Origin of the sequence: Streptomyces purpureus, from assembly GCF_014648195.1 — a bacterium.
Classification (GTDB): domain Bacteria; phylum Actinomycetota; class Actinomycetes; order Streptomycetales; family Streptomycetaceae; genus Streptomyces; species Streptomyces purpureus.
Window position 1 is genome coordinate 87902 of sequence record NZ_BMQQ01000001.1, and the last position, 19109, is coordinate 107010.

11 protein-coding genes and 1 pseudogene are annotated in these 19109 nt (G+C 73.1%); 4 read left to right on the forward strand and 8 right to left on the reverse strand.

The features are described 5' to 3' along the window. Nucleotides 1–764 precede the first annotated feature (764 nt). Nucleotides 765–1277 (forward strand): aminotransferase class V-fold PLP-dependent enzyme, encoded by a 513-nt coding sequence (locus IEZ01_RS34550; protein WP_019890696.1) that lies wholly within the window; start codon nt 765–767, stop codon nt 1275–1277. A gap of 28 nt (nt 1278–1305) precedes the next feature. On the opposite strand, the pseudogene IEZ01_RS35820 reads toward IEZ01_RS34550, so the two are convergent. From IEZ01_RS35820 to IEZ01_RS00430, 3 genes and pseudogenes are all read right to left on the reverse strand, one after another. Beyond that, nucleotides 1306–4008: pseudogene (locus tag IEZ01_RS35820) on the reverse strand (DUF6531 domain-containing protein); the annotation flags it as partial. Nucleotides 4009–4029: 21 nt separating this feature from the next. Then, nucleotides 4030–4245, reverse strand: coding sequence for a hypothetical protein (locus IEZ01_RS36180; RefSeq protein WP_189199871.1), 216 nt, complete (start codon nt 4243–4245; stop codon nt 4030–4032). Nucleotides 4246–4360: 115 nt separating this feature from the next. Then, nucleotides 4361–5116 carry a polysaccharide deacetylase family protein gene (locus IEZ01_RS00430; RefSeq protein ID WP_189199227.1) on the reverse strand — a complete coding sequence of 252 codons (756 nt, stop codon included), beginning with the start codon at nt 5114–5116 and terminating at the stop codon, nt 4361–4363. Between the two features lie 99 nt (nt 5117–5215). Between IEZ01_RS00430 and IEZ01_RS00435 the strand changes: the two genes are divergently transcribed. Further along, entirely contained in the window at nt 5216–5551 is a 336-nt protein-coding gene (locus IEZ01_RS00435) for a hypothetical protein (RefSeq protein ID WP_189199229.1), read from the forward strand. A 43-nt stretch (nt 5552–5594) separates the two neighbouring features. Here IEZ01_RS00435 and IEZ01_RS00440 read toward each other — a convergent pair whose 3' ends face one another. Genes IEZ01_RS00440 through IEZ01_RS00445 form a run of 3 tightly spaced genes read right to left on the reverse strand, consistent with a single transcriptional unit; the run spans nt 5595 to nt 12054 of the window. Next, entirely contained in the window at nt 5595–6650 is a 1056-nt protein-coding gene (locus IEZ01_RS00440) for a trypsin-like serine peptidase (RefSeq protein WP_019890704.1), read from the reverse strand. A 1-nt stretch (nt 6651) separates the two neighbouring features. After that, a complete protein-coding gene (locus IEZ01_RS34560) occupies nt 6652–7833 on the reverse strand; it encodes a trypsin-like peptidase domain-containing protein (protein ID WP_019890705.1) in 1182 nt (393 codons plus the stop codon). A gap of 6 nt (nt 7834–7839) precedes the next feature. Continuing rightward, entirely contained in the window at nt 7840–12054 is a 4215-nt protein-coding gene (locus IEZ01_RS00445) for an AAA family ATPase (RefSeq protein ID WP_229832550.1), read from the reverse strand. A gap of 250 nt (nt 12055–12304) precedes the next feature. Here IEZ01_RS00445 and IEZ01_RS00450 point away from each other — a divergent pair, with 250 nt between their 5' ends. After that, nucleotides 12305–13159: a caspase family protein gene (locus tag IEZ01_RS00450; protein WP_019890707.1), complete on the forward strand. Its 855-nt coding sequence runs from the start codon at nt 12305–12307 to the stop codon at nt 13157–13159. 55 nt (nt 13160–13214) lie between these two features. Then, the gene (locus IEZ01_RS00455) at nt 13215–14201 is read left to right on the forward strand and encodes a tellurite resistance/C4-dicarboxylate transporter family protein (protein ID WP_189199231.1); all 987 of its coding nucleotides are present in this window, start codon (nt 13215–13217) and stop codon (nt 14199–14201) included. A gap of 15 nt (nt 14202–14216) precedes the next feature. Here IEZ01_RS00455 and IEZ01_RS00460 read toward each other — a convergent pair whose 3' ends face one another. Beyond that, the gene (locus IEZ01_RS00460) at nt 14217–17057 is read right to left on the reverse strand and encodes an AAA family ATPase (protein ID WP_019890709.1); all 2841 of its coding nucleotides are present in this window, start codon (nt 17055–17057) and stop codon (nt 14217–14219) included. 188 nt (nt 17058–17245) lie between these two features. Further along, nucleotides 17246–19048, reverse strand: coding sequence for a S8 family peptidase (locus IEZ01_RS00465; RefSeq protein WP_189199808.1), 1803 nt, complete (start codon nt 19046–19048; stop codon nt 17246–17248). Nucleotides 19049–19109: the final 61 nt, after the last annotated feature.

Here is a 19109-nt window from a genome sequence, read left to right on the forward strand (position 1 = left end):
TTTTCGAAGTCGCAGGTCAAGGGGCCGTTTCAGAGCAATCTGAAACGGCCCCTTGATCGTTTTGGGGGCCGGCCGGGGCCCACCCCCGCCCTGGTGCCGCCGACCGTGGGCTCCAGCTGGGGCGGAGGCCGTTCGGGCGATGGTCCTGTCGGCACCTGCGGCCACCTCACGTAGCGTCGTCATCAGTGGGGCGCGCCGACAGCTGTTCCTCCACCGCTCCACCGGTGGCATGTAAAGGGGTGCTGGATGTCGATGACGAGTCGGCGCGCTCTGCTGGCGAGATCCGCGGGAGCGGTGGCGGCTTCCCTCGTGACCAGCTCCTGCGTGGCAGGGGCAGGGGCGGACACATCACGGGCGCGGCCGGTCACCACGGTCGACGGGCGCGTGGACTGGGACGCCCTGGGCGCAGTTCCGTCTGGAGCCGGGGTGGGCGAACCTCGCGTTGTTCTACCTGGCCTCGCATCCGAAGTCGGTGCGTGACGCGGTGGATCATCTGAGCGCACAGGTCGACGCCAATCCTCTGGCAGTGCCCACCGGGCTGGCGCTGCCCGACGGGCCGACCGGATGGCCCCGGGTACGCCACGCGCTCGCGGTCTGTCTGGGAGGTCGGGCCGAAGACATCGCGATGACGGCGAGCACAAGCATCGGGCTGGGCGTCGTCTACAACGGCGTCGTGACCCGTCCAGGGCAAGAGTTCCTGTTGACGGAACACGACCACCTCTCCCATCTCACCGCCGCCCGGTTGGCCGCCGACAGGCAACACGGTGCGGCTGGTCTCCTGGTTCGACGATCCGGCCACCGCGACGGCGGAAGGCATCGCAGCGGCGGTCGGCGAGGCGATTCGCCCGACGACGCGAGTCGTGGGGATCACGTGGGTGCAGTCCAGCACCGGGCTTCGGATGCCGGTGCGCGCGGTGGCCGAGGTGGTGCGCCGGGCCAATGAAGGGCGTAGTCCTGGCGACCGGTGCCTGTTGGTCGTCGACGGCGTGCACCTGCTGGCGGCAGTCGACGAGGATGGTGCTGGGCTGGGCGCGGACGTGGTGGTCGCCGGAACGCACAAGTGGCTGTTCGGACCCAGGGGAACGGGGCTGATCTGGGTGGCGCCGCACGTCCTGGAGCAGCTGCGGCCCACGTTCGTGAGCTTCATCGCGGGCGGGGGAGCGGTGCCCCTGTCGCCCGGCGGGTTTCTGGCATTCGAGCATGCCTTTGCCCTGCCGGTGGCGGTGGCGCTGCATGAGCAGCCACGTACCGCCAGCGGGTGCCGTCCGGGGTGGTGACGGCGATCAGCCGGTCCTCGGCGTCTCAGTCGTAGCGCCAGGTCTCCGGCTTGCGTGAGAGCCGGGTCTTCCGGCGCAGCACCACGCGGCCCTGCGCGTCGTGCTCGTAGCGGATCGAGCCGGCGCGGCCGATGCGGGTGCCCGCGTACTCCCGGGGGCCTTCGGCCGTGCCCGCGCCGGTCCAGGAGGCGTGCGTCTGGTTGCCGGCCTCGTCGTAGGCGTACCGCTCGGTCCAGTTCTCGGCCGTGACGGCGGTGACCCGCCCCTGGCCGGTCAGTTCGAGCTGACGCGGGCCGGTCAGGCGGTCGTCGACAGTGGTGAGGTGACCGTCCGGGCGGTAGGTGTACGTGCGCTGCTGGACCGGCCGGTCTCCGGCGGCCCGGACGTGCTGGCCGGTGAGGCGGCCCATGGCGTCGTAGACGTGGTCCATGGTGAGGGCGGCGCCGACGCGGCGCGTGATCTCCCGGCCGGACGCGTCGAACTCGAAGTCGACCAGGTGCCCCGAGGCGTCCAGGCGTGCGGTGGAGTCGCCGGGGTAGGACCAGGTGCTGACCGCCCCGGACGGGGTGGTGCGCCGGACGCGGCGGCCCGCCTCGTCGTACGTGCGGGTGAGGGTCCGGCCGTCGACCGTCTCCTGGAGCACCCGGCCGGAGACGTCACGGACGTAGCTCAGCTCGGTGTCCGGGCCGCTCGCCCCGGAGAGGTGGCCATGGGCGTCGTAGGTGAAGCGGGTGACCGCCCCGTCGGCGTCCTTCAGGAGGAGACGACCGTCGGCGTCCCGCTCGTAACGGACCGTCCGGCCGGCTCCGTTGGTCCGCGAGGCGATCCGTCCGAGTGCGTCGTGCGTGTAGGTGAGGGGTGCGCCCGTCGAAGTCGGTCTCGGCGGTCAGCAAACCGGTTTCGTCGTACGTGTAGGACCAGGTGAGACCCTGCGGGTTCGTGACGCGTGTGATGCGCGGTTCGGTGTCGTGCGCGAACTCGTGGCGCACCCCGTCCGGTGTGGTCCGGGCGGCGACCAGGTCGAAGTGGGTGTACTCGAAGCGGGTCTCGCCGCCCATGGCGTCGGTGTGCAGGACGCAGTTGCCCTCGCCGTCGTACGCCCAGGACTGGGTGGCCCCGTCGGGGTCGGTCCGGCGGGCGAGCCGGCCCTCGACGGTCCACTCCAGTTCGGTGCTGCCGCCCTGCGGGTCGGTGATCCGCACGGGCCGGCCGAAGGCGTCGCGGACGTAACGGGTGACCCCGCCGTGCTGGCCGCGCACGGCGAGCGGGAGGCCCGCCGCGTCGTTCTCCACCCGGTCCACGGCGCCCAGGGAGTCGTCGACCCCGGTGAGACGGCCCCGGGTGTCGTAGGTGAGCCGGGTCGTCGTCCCGTTGGGGCGGGTGAACAGGACCGGGTTGCCGTCCTCGTCGTACTCCTGCCGGGATACCGCACCGTCCGGGCCGGTGACGACGGTGATCTGGTTCCGCTCGTTGTACTCGACACCGGCCGAGCTGCCGTCCGGGTGCGCGATGGCGGTGAGGTTGCCGCGGTCGTCGTAGGTGTACGTGGTGGTCCGCCCGGCCGGATCGGTGCGGGACAGCAGCCGGTCGTAGCGGTCCCACGTCTGGCGGACGGTGTTGCCCCGCGGGTCCGTCACCGACACCACCTGGAGGCCCAGCTGGGCCCGAACCAGTGACCGTAGCGGTACGTCGACAGGTGGGTGCGCCGCAGGACCAGCGGCAGGACGCCGGCCAGGGACAGGTCCACCTGTTCCAGCGTCATCTCGCCGGAGGCGATGTCGACGGGGTCGCCCTCGCAGGTGCGGTCGCCCATCTCGACGCCCTTGCCGCGCGGGTTGGACTTGCTGTCGTCCAGGGAGTCCGGCTTGACGTGTCCGTCGGTGCGCGGCCCCTTGGCGTTCGGTTTGCCGTCGCCCCGTTTCCCGCCGTCGTGGTCGTCCTTCTTGCGTTCCCGGGCGAGGCGTTCGCGGGTGTCGGCGTCGTTGTTCTTGTGGTCGGTGGATATGCGCTTGACGGCCTTGGGCAGGGTCTCGCCGACGTGGTCGCCCATGGTCTTGGCCGACTTCACCAGGGCGCCCATCGCCTTTTCGATGACGGGGTCCAGGGCGTTGGCGATGTCGTCGCGGCCCTTGTTGCGGCCCTGGGCCGTCTTCGCCTTCGTCAGCTTGCCGGCGGTCTTGCCGTGGATTCCGACGCTGACGCCGTTCAGTTTGGTGCCGGCGTTGTCGTGTTCGTCGTGCTCGATGTGGAACCCCTTGCCCTTGGGGCCACCGCCACCGCCACCGCCGCCGGCGGAGGCGAGGTTCATGCCTTCCTTCGCCCCTTGCACGCCCTCGTGGAAGCCGTCCTTGCCGGCCTGCTTCGTCTGGTCGAGGTCCACACCGTCCTGGACGCCCAAGGCGTCCATGCTGACCTGGACGACGAGATCGGCGGCCATGTTCTCCAGGGCCGCCACGGCCGGTTCGGTCATCACCCCGACGATGTGACCGACCGCCTCCTCCATCGCGCCCGTGATGAGCTTCAGCAGCTGCTTCTTGGTGAACGCGATCGCTCCGGCGCCGAGCAGTGCGGACAGGCCACCGGTCACCGGGATCAGCGCCATGGCGAGGCCCGTCTGCCCGGCCAGGATCCCGAGTTCCGCGACCGCCTTCCACTTCATGGCCTCGATCGCGCCCGCCGCCATGTCCAGCGCGCCGGCGATCGTCCGGGCCGCGGAGACCATGTCCTTCAGGTGTTTGCCCTTGACCTTGCCCTAGTGCTCGTTCAGCGCGTCCATCGCCTCGCCGTGACCCGACGACAGCAGACGTTCCATATGGTTGTTGGCGAGCTGACCGTCGTCGGCGAGGTCGTCCGCGAACTCCCGTAGCGCGTCGGCCATGTCCCGGTAGGCGTCCTCGTCGACGTTGGGCCAGTTCACCCCCACCAGATCCAGCAGCGTGTCAGCCCAGTCCGGCACCGTGACAGCCATGATGGAAAGTCCCCGGTGTGGCAAGTGTGTTCGCAGAATGCGTGTGCGAACACCTTGTCATGGGGGGCCGTAGTCGATCAAAGGGACTTCTCCCTCGGCCGGTTGGGCCGCTCGGTCATTTTCCGGGGGCGCTCCCGGCGGGTACGAGGAAGTCCCGGAGGTCCACGACCTCGTATCCGGCTGCGCCGACGGTGTCCGCGATGCGGGGGAGCGCCTGGGCGTCGAGGACGGTGCCGTCTCCGGTGCTGCTGCCCACGTGCATCTGGATGATCGCGCCCGGCGCCAGGGCGGCGACCACCCGCTCGACGACGCGGTCCACCGTCATGCCGCGGCCCGGGCCGAGGTAGCCGTTGGTGTCGGTGGTGAACTCGATCGCCGCGTAGCCCAGGTCGTTCACGTCGGCGACGGAGTCCGTCGTGGTGGAGCTGTAGGGGAAGCGGAAGTACGGCAGCGGCTCGGTTCCCGCCGCCGCGCGGATCGCCGTGTCGGCGCGGAGGATCTCCCGCTGCCGTTCCTGGGTGCTCAGGCCGTCGAAGTACGGGTGGCTGTAGGAGTGGTTGCCCAGCCCGTGCGCGGCGGCCATCGCCCGTACGGCCGCCGGGCGGGCCTTCGCGAACGCGCCGGTCGGGAAGAACGTGGCCGGCAGACGGCGGCGCCGCAGCTCGGTCAGGACGGCGTCGACCCCGCTCGTGTCCCAGGCCGCGTTGAAGGTGAGCGCGACCACCTTGCGTGCGGTGGGCAGGCGGCGGATCACCGCTCCCATGAGTGAGGCGGGGGGCCGGGGCATGGCGGTCGCGGCCCACGCCGCCCGGCCGGGCGTCAGGGCGACCGCGGCCAGTCCGGCCAGCAGCGTGCGTCGGGTGGTGTGCATGGCCTGATTCTGGGGTTCTCCGTTTGCGGGCCCCGCGTGCCGCGCCGAGACTGAAGCGATGCGTGCACACCCGATACCCCTCAGTAGCTGGGAGTGGACATGGCAAAACCGACGAACGACTTCGCTTGCGAGGCCGGAGCCCAGGACTTCATCGCCGTCGCGTACCGGGAGCCCAAGGCCGGGCGACGGGTCACCGTGAGGGGCACCTGTTCGTGCAACACCGAGGGGTTCACCCTCACTCTGGAGCTCGCCTCGCCGCCCATCGTCGCCACCCCCGAGGAGCTCCATCTGATGCTGGTGGAGACCGCGCCCACCGGCACCGTGGCGCAGGTCGTCACGCCCACCCCGGTGGAAGGCACGTTCCCGATCGCGGACGAGGTCGAGCGGGTCGTGATCCGTAACCGCGGGTTCAGCGTGCCCGTCAAGGAGGAGTGACACCGGCCCCTCGGGCCGTGTCAGACTCGGTCGATGCCCGCGGTCAGGCCCAGTTGATGCCCGCGCGCGCCAGCAGCGGGTCGTCGGTGAGCTGCCACAGGGGCACGGCGAAGTTGCCCGAGCGGTAGCGGCCGCCGTAGTGCAGGCCGAGGACCCGGTGGTCGGCGAGGTCGAAGACCGGGGAGCCGCTGTTGCCGCCGAGGGTGGAGCAGTCGTGCTTCATCGTCAGCTGACCGGGCAGCAGTTCCGTCGCCGTGCCGGGCTGGAGCCGTTTGACGTTGTAGACGTCCATGAAGATGCGGCGCATGGACTCCGGTTCGTTGCGGCGGCCGTCCCAGGCCGGGTAGCCGATCACGTAGACCGGCCGTCCCACCACCTCGCCGGGGGGCTCGGCGGCCACCGGCAGCGGGGTGGGCAGCGGGCCCGCCGAGGGGGTGACCCGCAGCAGGGCGAGGTCGACGTCCGCGTGGATGCCGAGCACCTCCGTGACGTCGTAGCTGAGCGCGCCGTCGCCGGTGACCGGGCCGCCGAGCTCCTCGGCCAGGTCGACGCGGGCGGCCAGCCCCTGCCGGAAGGTCCAGCCCGCGCCGTCACTGCGGGTGAACTCGGTGGCGACATGGCGGTTGGTCATCACCACGTCCGGGCCGACCAGGAACGCCGTCCCCAGCCAGTCCAGGTCGGGGTGGCCCGAGACCTCCACCCGGCCGACGCGGGCGATCGAGGCGCGGATCGCGGTCCGCGCGCCGTCCAGGACGGCCCAGTCGCCCTGCTGGGAGGGGAAGTCCTGGCCCTGGATCAGGATCGCCGGGCGCCCTTCGAGCAGCACGATCGCCTCGACGCCGAAGTACTCGTCCTCGTCGATGTCGGCGCCGCGTCCGGCGGCCATCTTCTCCAGGCCGCTGACCCCCGCCTCCAGGACCCGGGCCCGTTCCTCCTGGGCGAACCGGGCGATCTGGCCGGCCGGTGCCTCACCGCCCGGGCTCTCCACGGACGACTCGGAGATCTCCCACTCCAGGCCCTTGCGGACCCGTTCGGCGACCGCCAGCAGATTCCCGAAGACCTGCTCGGGACCGGTCGCCACCGGTGAACCGTCGCGCATCTCATGCCACCTCCGGTTGCTGGGCCCACGTGTCGGCGGGCCGTGTGGTCGAGGGGGACTGGGCCGCCGTGATCTCGGCGTGGATATCCGGGCGGTGATCCCGCAGGTGGGCGAGGACGCTGCTCATCTGGGTGCCGACGTTGACGAAGGCCGTGTTCTTGCCCTGGAAGCTGACGTCCTCCACCCGCCGGGTGCCGCGGTGCAGGGCGACAACGGTCCAGTCGTCGGTGAGAACGGGGGAGCCGGAGGAGCCGCCCCGGGTGTCGGTGAAGTAGCGCACGTCCCGCTCGTCGGCCTCGTAGACGAGGTTGTTGCGCAGGGCGACCCGTTTCGGCAGCCCGCCGGGGTGCTGGATGATGTTGACCGCGACCGGTTCGGCCGGGGTCACCCGCAGCGGCTCGCTCGCCACCCGCAGGACGGGCCGCTCGGGCGGGGTGCTCAGGCGCACGATCGCGTAGTCGAGCTCCTCGTCGAAGGCGACCAGCTCGGCCCCGCCGGCCTCCTCGGTCTCCGTCTCGTCGGAGAGGTAGTCGAAGCGTGAACGCGAGCCGCGCACCTGGAGGTCCAGGTCGGACCGGGCGACCTCGACCCGGGGGACGGCGGCGGTGCGGGTACGGGCGTTGATCACATGGTGGTTGGTGATCAGCAGGCCGGGGGCGATCAGCCAGCCGGTGCCCGAGTGCGGGAAACCGTTCGGCTGGAGCGGGGCGCCGCCCTGGAACGGGGGCACCTTGATCCGGGCGACCGCGGTACCGGCCAGTTCGCCGCCGCGCAGGAACTCGAAGGGGACCGTGTCGTCCCGGAAGATGATCTCCTCCTTGGTCTCGCCGGCCGGCACGTCCGGTGCCACGTCCGGCTCGCCGGCGGCGTTGCGGGTCACCTTGTCCAGGGCCCGCTGGAAGACCTCCAGCGGAGCGGTGATCCCGGCGCTCTGCACGACGGCGTTGCGCAGCCAGATCTCCAGCGGTACGGAACTGTCGACCAGCCGCTCGACCTTGTTCATCTCGTTGAGGTCCGAGTGCACCTGCGGCCCGGGCGCCGCGAGCAGCGGCAGCGTTCCGCGGTAGCGGGGGAGGATCCCCTCCAGCAGCAGCTTGCGCATCGACGGGTCCGCGAGACCCGCCTCCAGCGCGGCGTCCTTGATCTGGACGATCTCGTCCGGCGGGAGATAAGGCTCGCTCATGGTCGCTCAGGCCGCTTTCGGGCCGTTCCTTTCCGGTGCGGCCGCCGCCGGGGACGGCGGCGGGGCCACCTTCGGTACGGCGCCGGACGTCCCGGCGCCCAGCGCGGCCGCCACCCCGGACAGCAGCTCCCCGCTCCTGTCCCGTACGACCAGCAGCCGGCGGGCCAGCCCGTCGAGGGTGCCGCGCCGCCGGGCCTCGCGCAGGATGCCCGTCATGCTGGTGTGGGTGGAGCCGGTGGCGGGTTCGCCGGGCGGCCGTTCCGGCTCGCCGACGGCGCCCTGGAGGATCCTCAGCAGGGCGGCGCGCAGCTGGGGCTGCTCGGCGGCCGCCCGTCCGATGGACTCGGCGAGTGCCTCCACGACGCCGTCGTCGGCCTGCGGCAGTCCCACGACCTCCAGGGTGCGGTCGAGCGCCGCCGGGTCCTGGTCGCACACCTCCGCGGCGACCGCCCGGACCAGTACGGGCTGTTCGGCCAGCGCGCTGTCGGGCAGCAGGCGCAGCCTGCGGGCGAGCCGGTCGTCGACCTCGGCGCGGTCCGGGTCCCCGGGCGTCCGCTCCGCCAGCCGGGCGCGGGCGAGCAGGGCGCCCATCGCCTCGAAGTCCCGGCCGAGGAGGGTGGCGATGTCCACGGCCTCCGCCAGATCACGGTCGGCGGCGCTCGCGTCACCGGCCGCCTCGGCGAGCCGGGCGGACAACAGCAGCAGCTCCAGCTGGAGTTCGGCGCAGCCCGCCTTGTCGGCCCGGTCGACGGCCGCTTCGGCCGTCTCCAGGGCGAGCGTGGTGTGTCCCTGCCGGGCGAGGGTCTCGACCAGCAGCGGATGCAGTGGGCTGCCCGGGGTCCACGGCCGGCGCTCGGCCAGCCTGGCCGCGGCCGCCTCCGTGTACCCCTGGGCCAGCAGGTCCTCGACCTCGCGGGCGGCGATCCGCTCCCAGTCCTCCTGGTCGGCCTCGGCCATCACCTGTTCGGGGAGGTGCCCGCCGATCAGACCGGTGAGGAAGGCCGCGGACCGCGGGGACATGTCCTGGTCGGCGCCTTCGAGGTACCGCTCGATCCCGGTCGTCCAGCGCCGCTCCACCGAGCGGGGGTTCTCGTTGAGGCGCAGCCGGTGGTAGATCTCCTCGGCGCGTGCCTCGGGCCCTTCGCGGGCCGCGTAGTACACCACCGCCCGCCGCCCGACCGCGCGCATGACGTCCGTACGGGCGTTGTCCGCGAGGCGGAGCATGATCGCGCGCAGGTCGGAGCGGTGCCGTACGGCATCGGGGCCGGCCGGTTCGACCAGGTCGAGCCGGGACAGCACGCCGAAGAGCCGGCGGGCCCGCTCGGCCGAGTCGATCCGCAGGCCGCACGGCTCGGCGAGGACCTCCGTGATCAGCTCGGGGGTGATGACCCGCAGCGCCAGTCCGGCCTGGGCCAGTTCCCGCACCTCGGGGTCGGGGATGTGCTGGAGGATGCGTTCGTACAGGGCGCCCTGGACGAGCATCTGGTCGACCTTGCGGTAGAAGTAGCGGCGCCGCGCGGGCAGGCCTTCGACCAGTTCGCCGAGCGTGTCGGCCGCGCCGCCCGCCAGGACGGCGGCCCGGGCCGCCAGCTTCAGGCTCAGCGGATGGCCGCCGACCCGCTCGGCCAGCTCGTCGGCGATGTGCGGATCGCCGACGCCGTCGGCCGTCAGGAGCGCGACGGCCGCCTTGTGGTCGAGGTCGCCCAGCGCGATGGCCCGGGGGGTGGTGATCCGGGCCGGGTGGTCCACCGGGGCGCGGCCGGAGACGATGAACCGCAGTCGTGGGTAGGCCTGCTGGAGCGCGGCCCAGATGGCCCACATCCGGCCGAGTACGGGCGAGCCGCGGTACTGCGCCTTCTCGAAGGAGTCGACGGCGATCACCAGCGGCGGGCCGGGCTGCCCGGCGGGGGTGCCCGCGGCCCGTACGACGACGTCGGCGACCTTCCGTACCAGCTCCGTGTCCCGGGCGCTCGCCCGGTCGTGGAAGCCGGATGAGGAGATCCGGCCCAGGGTGGGACGGGTGGTGGACAGCTCGTACAACTCGTCGACCTGGTCCTTCTCCTGCCGCTGGTGCCCGGCCGTCGCCTCGCACTCGTGGGCCAGCGCGTCCAGCTCCGCGCCGTGGGCGGGGTACTGGACCGCGAGCTGCCGGGCGATCTCGGCGATCAGCGTGGCCGGTTCCTGGATGGCGAGCGTGGGCCGTTCGAAGTCGGCGTACACGAAGGGGAACCCGGCGGGGAAGTCGCGCAGGCTGTCCAGGAGGAACTTGGCGATCAGGGTGCTCTTGCCGATGCCGCCGAGGCCGTGGACGACCAGGGGCGGTTCGGGGGCGCGGGTCATCACCCGCCGCAGCCCGTGCCCGGCCTGCCGGATACGGGCCTGCGGGGAGTCGGCCGGCAGACCGACGTAGGCGCGCAGCTGGTCCAGCTCCTCGGCGCGGCCCTGGAAGGGGCCCTGGACCAGGCGTTGCAGCGGCTGGAGGAGCCGGGCGCGCTCCAGCAGCCGCTGGACGTGCTCCGCGTCGGGCAGGCCGGTGACGCCGGGGATCTGCTCCAGCCACAGCACGGCCTGGAGGGTGTCGGCGAGGGCGTCGACGCCCTGCCCCTCCAGACGCGGTGGCTCGTCCGGACGCGGTGGCGCGCCGGAGAGATGGGCGAGGGCGGTGCGCTCGGGGCCCGGGCCCTCGGGGAACTGGTCGGCGTTGGCGGCGAGCGCGGCGAGGGCGGCCTCCGGCCCGGCAAGTCCGCGCAGCGTCGCCTCCCGTATACCGGACTTGAGGGCCCAGCTGGTGGTGAGCGCGGCGAGGTCGGCCTCCGGCCCGGCAGTTCCGGGCGGCGCCGACTCCCCTGCGCCGGGCTCGGGGGCCCGGCCGGCGGGGTGCGCGCTGCCCAGCGCCCGGCAGTCGTGCACGAGCTCCATGGCGGCCCGGCCGGTGGCCCGCTCCTCGCCCGGAAGTCGCAGCCGGGCCGGGTCGAACCGCGAGAGCAGGCAGGCGGCTTCGCGGTAGCGCCGCCGGATGTCCGGCATCGGGGGCGGCCCGCCGCCGCCCTCGGCGGGCCGCAGCTCGGCCTGGAGCCGCGCGGCGAAGTCCTCGCCCTCGGTCAGGGAGCGGTAGACGCGGACGGTGCCTTCCACCGCCGTACAGACCCGGCGCATGTAGCTCTCGTCGCCGTCGGCCTCGGCGGCGCCCAGCACCGCGGACAGCGCCGTGTCCACGAGGGCCGCGACCCGGTCGGGCGGAGGGCCGGCGCTCTCACCGGGAGGCGGCTGGGCGGCGAAGAACTGGCCGAAGAACTCGGCCAGATCGTCCGCCCCGAGCGTCCGGGCGGTGTCCAGGCACTCGTTCTTCCGTATCTCGTAAGGGAGCTGACGTGTCGTCGGGGAGTAGCCGAGGAGGACGAGCCGGGGCACGGTCTCCCGGCGCACCGGCGCGTGCTCGTAGATGGCCAGGGCGAGCTTCCCGATGCAGTCCCAGACGTCGGAGGTGACGTCAAGCCTGTCGCAGTCGTCGAGCACCAGCCAGAACTGCTCGTCCGCCGCGGTCGCCAGCCGGACCACGCTGTGTACGGCGTCGTCGAGCGTCGGCAGTGGATCGTTCAACTGTGTCGGATTCAAGGGCGTGATCGGGGTGCGCGGGTCGGCGACGAACTCGGTCAGCCGCCGGACCACAGCGGCGGCCGTGGACGTCCGGGAGAGTGTGACCCGCACGGGGCGGAAGCCGCAGTGCTGCCCCAGGTGCCGGATCAGGTGGTACGTGTAGGAGCGGCCGCTGTCCGGTTCGCCGTCGACCACCAGCACGGTCTTCTCGGGGTCCGAGACGAACTCACGCAGCTTCCCGCGCAGCTCCGCCCGGTCGATGAAGACCTCGGTGCCGTTCTTCAGCACACTGCTCAGGAAGTGGTCCTGGGGCGAGGCGTGCTCGGCCTGGTCCTGCAGCAGCGCGGCCCGCAGTTGCTCCGCCGTGGTCCCGGCCTCCAGCGAGCTCAGCGCGTCGTTGTGGACCAGCCCGTCGAGGAGCAGCAGCTGGGCGGAGATGGTCCGGCGCGCCGCCCGCACCAGTGCGACCGCGTTCTCGCCTGCCCTCGTGGTCAGCGGGAGCGCGCCGATGAATTCCGGGGCGAATCCGAGCTGTTTGATCGGCGTGTACGGGTCGGGGGTGTCGAGGAGGAAGTCCCGCACCCAGCCGGTGACCATGTCCCATTCGGTATCGGTGAGCGGCATACCGCACCTGCCCGGCCGCCCCTTGGGGGAGCCTGAGAGGGACTACCTGACATCTGTCATGGTTTCACTCGGTATGTGACGTCGCAAGGTCGGGAGCGTGCGGGGACCCGGGCGCGCGCGGGGCCGGGACCCGGGCGGGGAGCAGCGCAGGGGACAGGACCGATCGGGCGGCGCTGTCCGGCACCGGGTTCGGCGCGGCGGCGGTCACGGAACGGATTTCCGTGACACCCCCCTGCCGAAGGAGCGCCACATGCCCACCGGTCTCTCCCTGCACATCGGACTGAACAAGGTCGACCCCGCCCGCTACGACGGCTGGGACGGCCGGCTCCTCGCCTGCGAGAACGACGCCCGCGACATGGCGGAGCTCGCCCGGCGCGCCGGATTCGGCGACACGACCCTGATGACTCCCGACGGCACCGTCGACAACGTCACCGCCGAACTCCGCAAGGCGGCCGCCAGGCTCACCGACGGGGACATCTTCCTCTTCACCTACTCGGGCCACGGCGGCCAGGTCCCCGACCGGACCGGCCCCGACGACGAGCCGGACGACTTCGACGAGACCCTCGTCCTCTTCGACCGCCAGTTCCTCGACGACGAGCTCCACGAGGAGCTGCGCCGCTTCGACGAGGGCGTACGGATCCTCGCCCTGCTCGACTGCTGCCACAGCGGCAGCGCGGTGGAGAGCGTCCAGGGCGTCATCAGCCCGATGGCGATGGAGGCCCATTTCCAGACAAGCGACCCGCAGCAGCTGGAGGCGGCCTCCCGGCTGATGCCGGTCGTCCGCCAGCAGCAGATCTACGACCGCGACCAGGGCTTCTTCGACGAGCTCCAGCGCACCCTGAAGAACCGCGACGGGCAGAAACCCGGCCCGGGCGTCGTCCTCATCTCGGCCTGCCAGGACAACCAGCTCGCCTCCGACGGGCCGGTCAACGGCGCCTTCACCGAGACGCTGCTGCGGGTCTGGGACCGGGGAGCCTTCCGCGGCGGCCACCGCGCCTTCCACCGCACGATCCAGAGCCGGATGCCCGCCACCCAGAGCCCCAACTTCTACACCACCGGCGCGCCCGCGGCCGGCTTCCTGCGCCAGCGCCCCTTCACCGTGTGAGCCGTCCGCACGGCCCTGGGTGGCGCCCCGGCGGCGGGGACGCTGCCATGGAACGGTGAACGTCCCCGAAGCCGCCGCGCCCGCCCGGTCCGCCGCGCCGGTCCCCTTCGGCTGGGCCGGTCTCACCCCGGCGGCCGGGGCCGCCGTGATGGCCACCGGCATCCTCTCGGTCGGCCTCCACCTCGCCGGCCACGAGGTCGTCTCCCTGGTCGCGCTGGTCCTCGCGGGGGCGCTCTGGGTGGTGCTCGCCGTCCACTTCACCGGCCGGCTGCTGCGGGCCCGGGCCGAGTGGAGCGCACAGGCCCACACCCCGCCGGCGCTCACCGCCGTGGCCGCCACCACCGTGCTCGGCACCCGCCTCGCCCTGCTGGGATGGCACGGCCTCGCCCAGGCGCTGCTCGCCCTCGCCACGGTGCTGTGGGCGGTGCTGCTGATCTCCGTCCTGCGGCACCTGACGCACCGGATGTCCGGCGCCGTCTTCCTCGTCTGCGTGGCCACCCAGGGCCTCGCCGTCCTCGCGGCCACCGAGGCGCTCGCCGGGAGCGGCGAATGGCTCGCCCGGGCCGCGCTCGTCCTGGTCGGCCTCGCACTGCTTTTGTACGCCGACGCGTTGCGCCGCTTCGACGTCAGGCAGGTCCTCACCGGCGCGGGCGACCAGTGGCTCGCGGGCGGCGCCCTCGCCATCTCCGCACTGGCCGCCGCGGCGCTGGCCGCCTCCCCGCTGTGGAGGGGCGACCTCCACGACGTCCTGCGCGCCCTCACCCTGGCGCTGCTCACCCTGGATCTGGCCTGGTACGTGGTGCTGCTCGCCGCGGAGGCGCTGCGCCCCCGCCCGGCCTACGACGTCCGCCGCTGGGCCACGGTCTTCCCTCTGGGCATGTCGGCCGCCGCCTCACTCGCCGCGTCAAACGCCACCGGCATCCGTTGGCTCTCGACCCTGGGCCAGACCCTGCTGTGGATCGCGGTCACCGCCTGGCTGCTCACCCTCGCGGGGGCGCTGCGCGCGTACGGGCCGGCCGGGCGGCGGGTTCCCCGGCGCTGACCGTCACCGGGTCGGTCAGTCCACCGGCTCCCCCGCCCCCTGCGGGCGGTGGGTGAGGGCCGTGGCCAGTTGGGCGCGGGAGCGGACGTCGAGCTTCTGGTAGATGCGGGTCAGGCGCGCCTCGACGGTCTTCACGCTCAGATAGAGCTTCGCCGCCGCCTCCTGGTTGCTGGCGCCCTGGCCGACCATCAGGGCCAGCCGCAGCTCAGCCTCGGTCAGCGCGGAGACGGCGTCCGCGCGTGACGGCGCCGGTTCGTGGTTGCGGACCGGGGTCTCCGTCGTCAGCGCCAGCCAGGGCGCCGCCCCGGCCCGTTCGAACACCCCCGCCGCGGTGTGCAGCGCGTGCTGCGCCGCCGAGCGGCGGCGACGACGACGCTCGACCCGGGCCAGCGCCACCAGGGCCCGGCCCCGCTCCAGCGGCAGACCCGCCTGCCCGAACCGCTCCGCCGTCGCGCCCAGCAGCTCCGCCGCCTCGTCCGCCTTGCCCGACGCCGCCAGGTACAGCCCGTACGCCCGGTCGCACCCCAGCAGCACCGTCGTACGGCCCAGCCGCTCGGCGACCGGCCGGACATCGGCGAGCACGGCCGCCGCCTCCTCCGGGCAGTCGCCAGCGAGCAGGGCCTCGGCCAGCTCCTCGTGCCAGCGCAGCATGGACGGGTCCACGGCCGACTGGTCCCGCTCGCCGCTCTGAACCCGGCGCAGGGTCTCCAGGGCGGCCGCCACGTCGCCGGTGACCAGCTGGACGCGGCCGAGCGCGTACAGGCTGCGGGAGAGGAAGACATGGTCGCCCTCCTCCTCGGAGGCCCGCACGCTGCGCCGCGCGTAGCTGAGCGCCCGGGCGAAGCTGCCGCCCGCGGTCTCGGCGAGCGCCAGCGTGTACCAGGCGGGGCCCGGCGACAGACCGGCCTCCAGCGTCAGCGCGAGCGCCCGCCCGGCGTGCGCCAGGGAGGCCGCGCACTGCCCCTGGCGGGCCTCGACCGTGGCGAGGGTGGAGAACAACTCGATGGTGTCCTCCACCGATCCGCGCCGCTCCACCAGCGGCAGCAGCGCCTGCAGCTGGTCACGCGCCTCCACCAGCCGGTCGTCGAAAAGGGCGTGGCGGATGGTCAGGATCTGGGCGGCGTTGCGGATGCCGAGCGGCCGCTCCACCATCTCCAGCGCCCGCGCCTCGGTGAGCACCGCCTCCGCGTCCGGCGAGCCGAGGAACCGGTCCATGCGCGCCTGGACGGTCAGCGCCTTGGCGGCGGTCTGCCGGTCGCCGACGGAGGCGGCCAGCGCCGCCGAGGTGACCGCGGCCGCCCGCGACCGTACCGGATCGCCGTCGGCGAGCACGTACTTGACCGCGAGCCGCAGCTGGACGGCGGCCCGCAGGGCGGTGTCGCCCTCGGAGTCCTCCATCGCGTGCACGTAGATCTCGTCCAGGCCGGTCAGCCCCTGCCCGGCGGTGTCCAGGACGGCGAGCCGGGCACGGACCCGCTGGGCGGGGGTGGCGTCCCGGGCCAGCAGGTCGGTCGCCGCCCGCATCGCCAGATCGGCGCGGGCCGCCCGGGCCGCCTCCTCGGCGGCGTCGAGCAGGCGGGCGATCCGCCGCTCGCCGTGCTGCACGGGCGTGGACTCGGCGGCCAGCAGGGCCAGTTCTGCGGCGAGTGCGCTGTTGCCCCGGCGCCGGGCCGTCTCGGCGGCCCGGGCGACCTCGGCGGCGAGCTCCTCGTCGGGGACGTCGGTGGCGAGTGCCCGGTGCCGTACCGCCTCGACCGGGTCGTCGACGACACCGGCGAGCGCCGCGTGTCCGGCGCTGCGCTGGGTCCAGCAGGCGTCGTGGATCAGCGTGGAGGGCAGCACCCCGGCGGTGAAGCCGACCGTGCCGTCCTCCTTGAGCGAGATCAGATTGGCCCGCTCGGCGGCGGCGAGGTCCGCCTCGGCGGTGGGGCGGCCGGTGCGGCGGATGAGGGACGCCGTGGGCCGCAGCGCCAGCGCGGCGAGCAGCAGGGTGGCACGTACGGCGGGTGAGGTGGCGCCGAGGAGCTGGCGGGCCACGTCGCGGGCCCGGCCGGAGAGCGACAGCGCGTCGGCGTGGTGCACGGGCGTACGGGCGTCGGCGAGCGAGCGTCCGACGGCGAGGGCGAGCCGGGGGTTGCCGCCACTGGCCTTGTGGATCCGGCCGGCCATCCGGGACGGCAGCCGGTGGTGGATGAGCAGTTCGGCGATCTCGTCGGCGTGCAGCGGCGGGACGAAGAGCACATCGGCCTCGGAGGGCACCCACAGCCCCTCCGGCTCGCCGGCCTCGCCGGGCGTGAGCGGCTCGGAGCCGTATCCCGACGGTGTCTCCACGGCGACGGCGCGCAGCGCGGCCGGGGCCAGGTGGAGGGCGAAGCGCAGCAGGTCGGCGCTGTCCGGGTCGATCCGCTGGACCCCGTCGACCACCAGCAGGACCGGGCCGCGGGCGGCGAGGGTCCGCAGGATCTGGGCGAGGGCGAGCCGCAGCGCGATGGGGTCCCAGCCGCCGTCGGGGATGGGCGCCTCGCGGCTGAGCATGGCGACCGCGGTGCGCTGCGGGCCGGGCAGTCCGGCCAGGACGTCGTACTCCTCGGCGGAGCAGGCGGCGGCCACCGACGCCACCAGCGCGGCGGCGGCCGCCCCGGGTATGCCCCGGTCGGCGGGGAGCGTGGCGAGCCACAGCACGGTCTCGCCGCGGGCCTCGGCGCGGGCGGCCGCGGCCAGGGCCAGTTCGGTCTTGCCGACTCCGGCGGGGCCGGTGAGCAGGGCGCGGCCCCGGGTGTGCAGGACCCGGTCGAGTCGGCCGAGGAGCTCCGCGCGGCCGACGGGCGCGGGGCGGTACGCCGTTGTCGTCGTCATGCCCACCACCACCTTCCGGCGTGCGGGCCCCCTGCCCGTTCGAGCAGAGAATACGAAGGACATGCCCGCCGTCCAGGCCCCACGTCCGGCATACGGACAGGTACATACCGCGACGAGGGCGGGGCACGCCCGCGGCATATGCCTGCGGACGCGCCCCTGACCAGCGACGATGCTTCTGACAGCTCGTCTCAGAAGGTGAGACTCCAGGAATCGATGTAGCCGGTGTCACCCGAGGCGACGTCGCGGACCTGGAGCTTCCAGGTGCCGTTGGCGACCTCGCTGGACGCGTCGACCGTGTAGGTGGCCAGCACGTTGTCGGCGCTGTCCGAGCCCGAGGAGGTCTTCAGGTTGCGCACGGTGCCGTCCGGGGCGATCAGGTCGATGACCAGGTCGCCGCGCCAGGTGTGCTTGATGTCCACGCCGACCTTGAGGGCGGCGGGGGCGTTGCCGGTGCGGCCGGTGACGGCGAGCGACGAGGAGACGGTCGCGTTGTCGGAGATCGTCACGTTGGTCGCGTTGGTGAAGACGTTGCCCGCCGGGGGAGTGGTGCCGGTGACCGCGTTCACGGTCTTCGTGGCGTCGGCGATACCGGTGCCGCAGCCGCCGGAGCAGGTGCCGGGCAGCGGACGGGCGTTGGCCTTGATCGCGGACTCGATCTCGGCCGGGGTCAGCGTGGTCTTCGCGGACTTCAGCAGCGCGGCGAGGCCGGCGATGTGCGGGGCGGCCATCGAAGTGCCCTGGTACGGCTTGTAGTTCTCGCCCGCCTGGACGGTGGAGCCGGCGTTCAGGGTGGAGAGGATGCCGTTCTCGGGCGTGGTGACGGTGCCCGGCGTGTCGGTGCCGCGACGGGTCTCGCCGCCGGGGGCCGAGACGTCGATGACCGAGCCGAAGTTCGAGTAGAACGAGCGGTTGCCCTCACGGCTGGTGGACGCCACGTTGATGACGTTGGCACAGTTCGCGGGCGTGAAGCCGGAGGCGTTGGCGTTGCTGTTGCCGGCGGCGACGACCACGGTGGTGCCGCGCTGGACGGCGCCGTTGATGGCGTTCTGGTAGACGCTCGGGCAGGTGGAGCTGGCGCCGCCGAGGCTGAGGTTGATGACCTTCGCCGGGGTCGCGTTGGCCGCGACGCCCGGGACGTTGCCGCCGGAGGCCCAGGTGATCGCGTCGGCGATGTCGGCGGAGGAGCCGCCGCACTTGCCGAGGACGCGCACCGGCTGGATCTTCGCGTTGTACGCGATACCGGCGATGCCCTTGGCGTTGCTGGTCACCGCGCCGATGGTGCCGGCGACGTGGGTGCCGTGCCAGGAGGAGTTGCTCGCCTTGGAGCCGAGACCGCACTCGTTGTCGGTGGCGTTCCAGTCGCCCTCGTCCTTGGCGTCGGCGTCGCGGCCGTTGCCGTCCCGCGCGTCCGCGGAGGTGGAGATGAAGTCGTAGCCGGGCACGACGTTGGCGGCCAGGTCGCTGTGGGCGGCGTAACCGGTGTCGATGACGGCGACGGTGACCCCGCTGCCGGTGCCCTTGTCCCAGGCGCCCGGGACGTTCATGCCGCCGGTGGGCTCGAACAGGTCCCACTGCTTGGCGTAGTCGGTGTCGTTGGGCGTGACCGCCATCGGGTAGGCGCGGATGTCCGGCTCCGCGACCGCCACCGACGGGTCGGCGCGGAAGGCGGCGAGGACGTCGGTCACATCCTGCTTGGTGGCCGTGTCACCCAGGTCGACCAGGGCGGCACCGCCGGCCAGGCGGCGCTCGAAGGTGAGCGCCTCACCGGTCTGCTTGGCCTTGGCGGCCGTGTCGCTCTTCGCGGCGGCGTTGGAACCGGCCTCGGCGGTACGCGACTTGTAGGTGACGATGACCTTCTCGACCGGCGCCGAGGGCAGAGCGGCCATGGACTGCGAAGCCGGTGCGGGCTTCGGCGAGGGCTCCGCCGGGGCGGCGGCGAACGCCACGGTGGAGGTGGCGACGACACCCGCGAGCGTGGCGGCGGCGGCCACGGCGGATATGAGTCTGCGCCTGGAACCGTTCAAGGTGTTCCCTTTCACTGACGACGTTGGT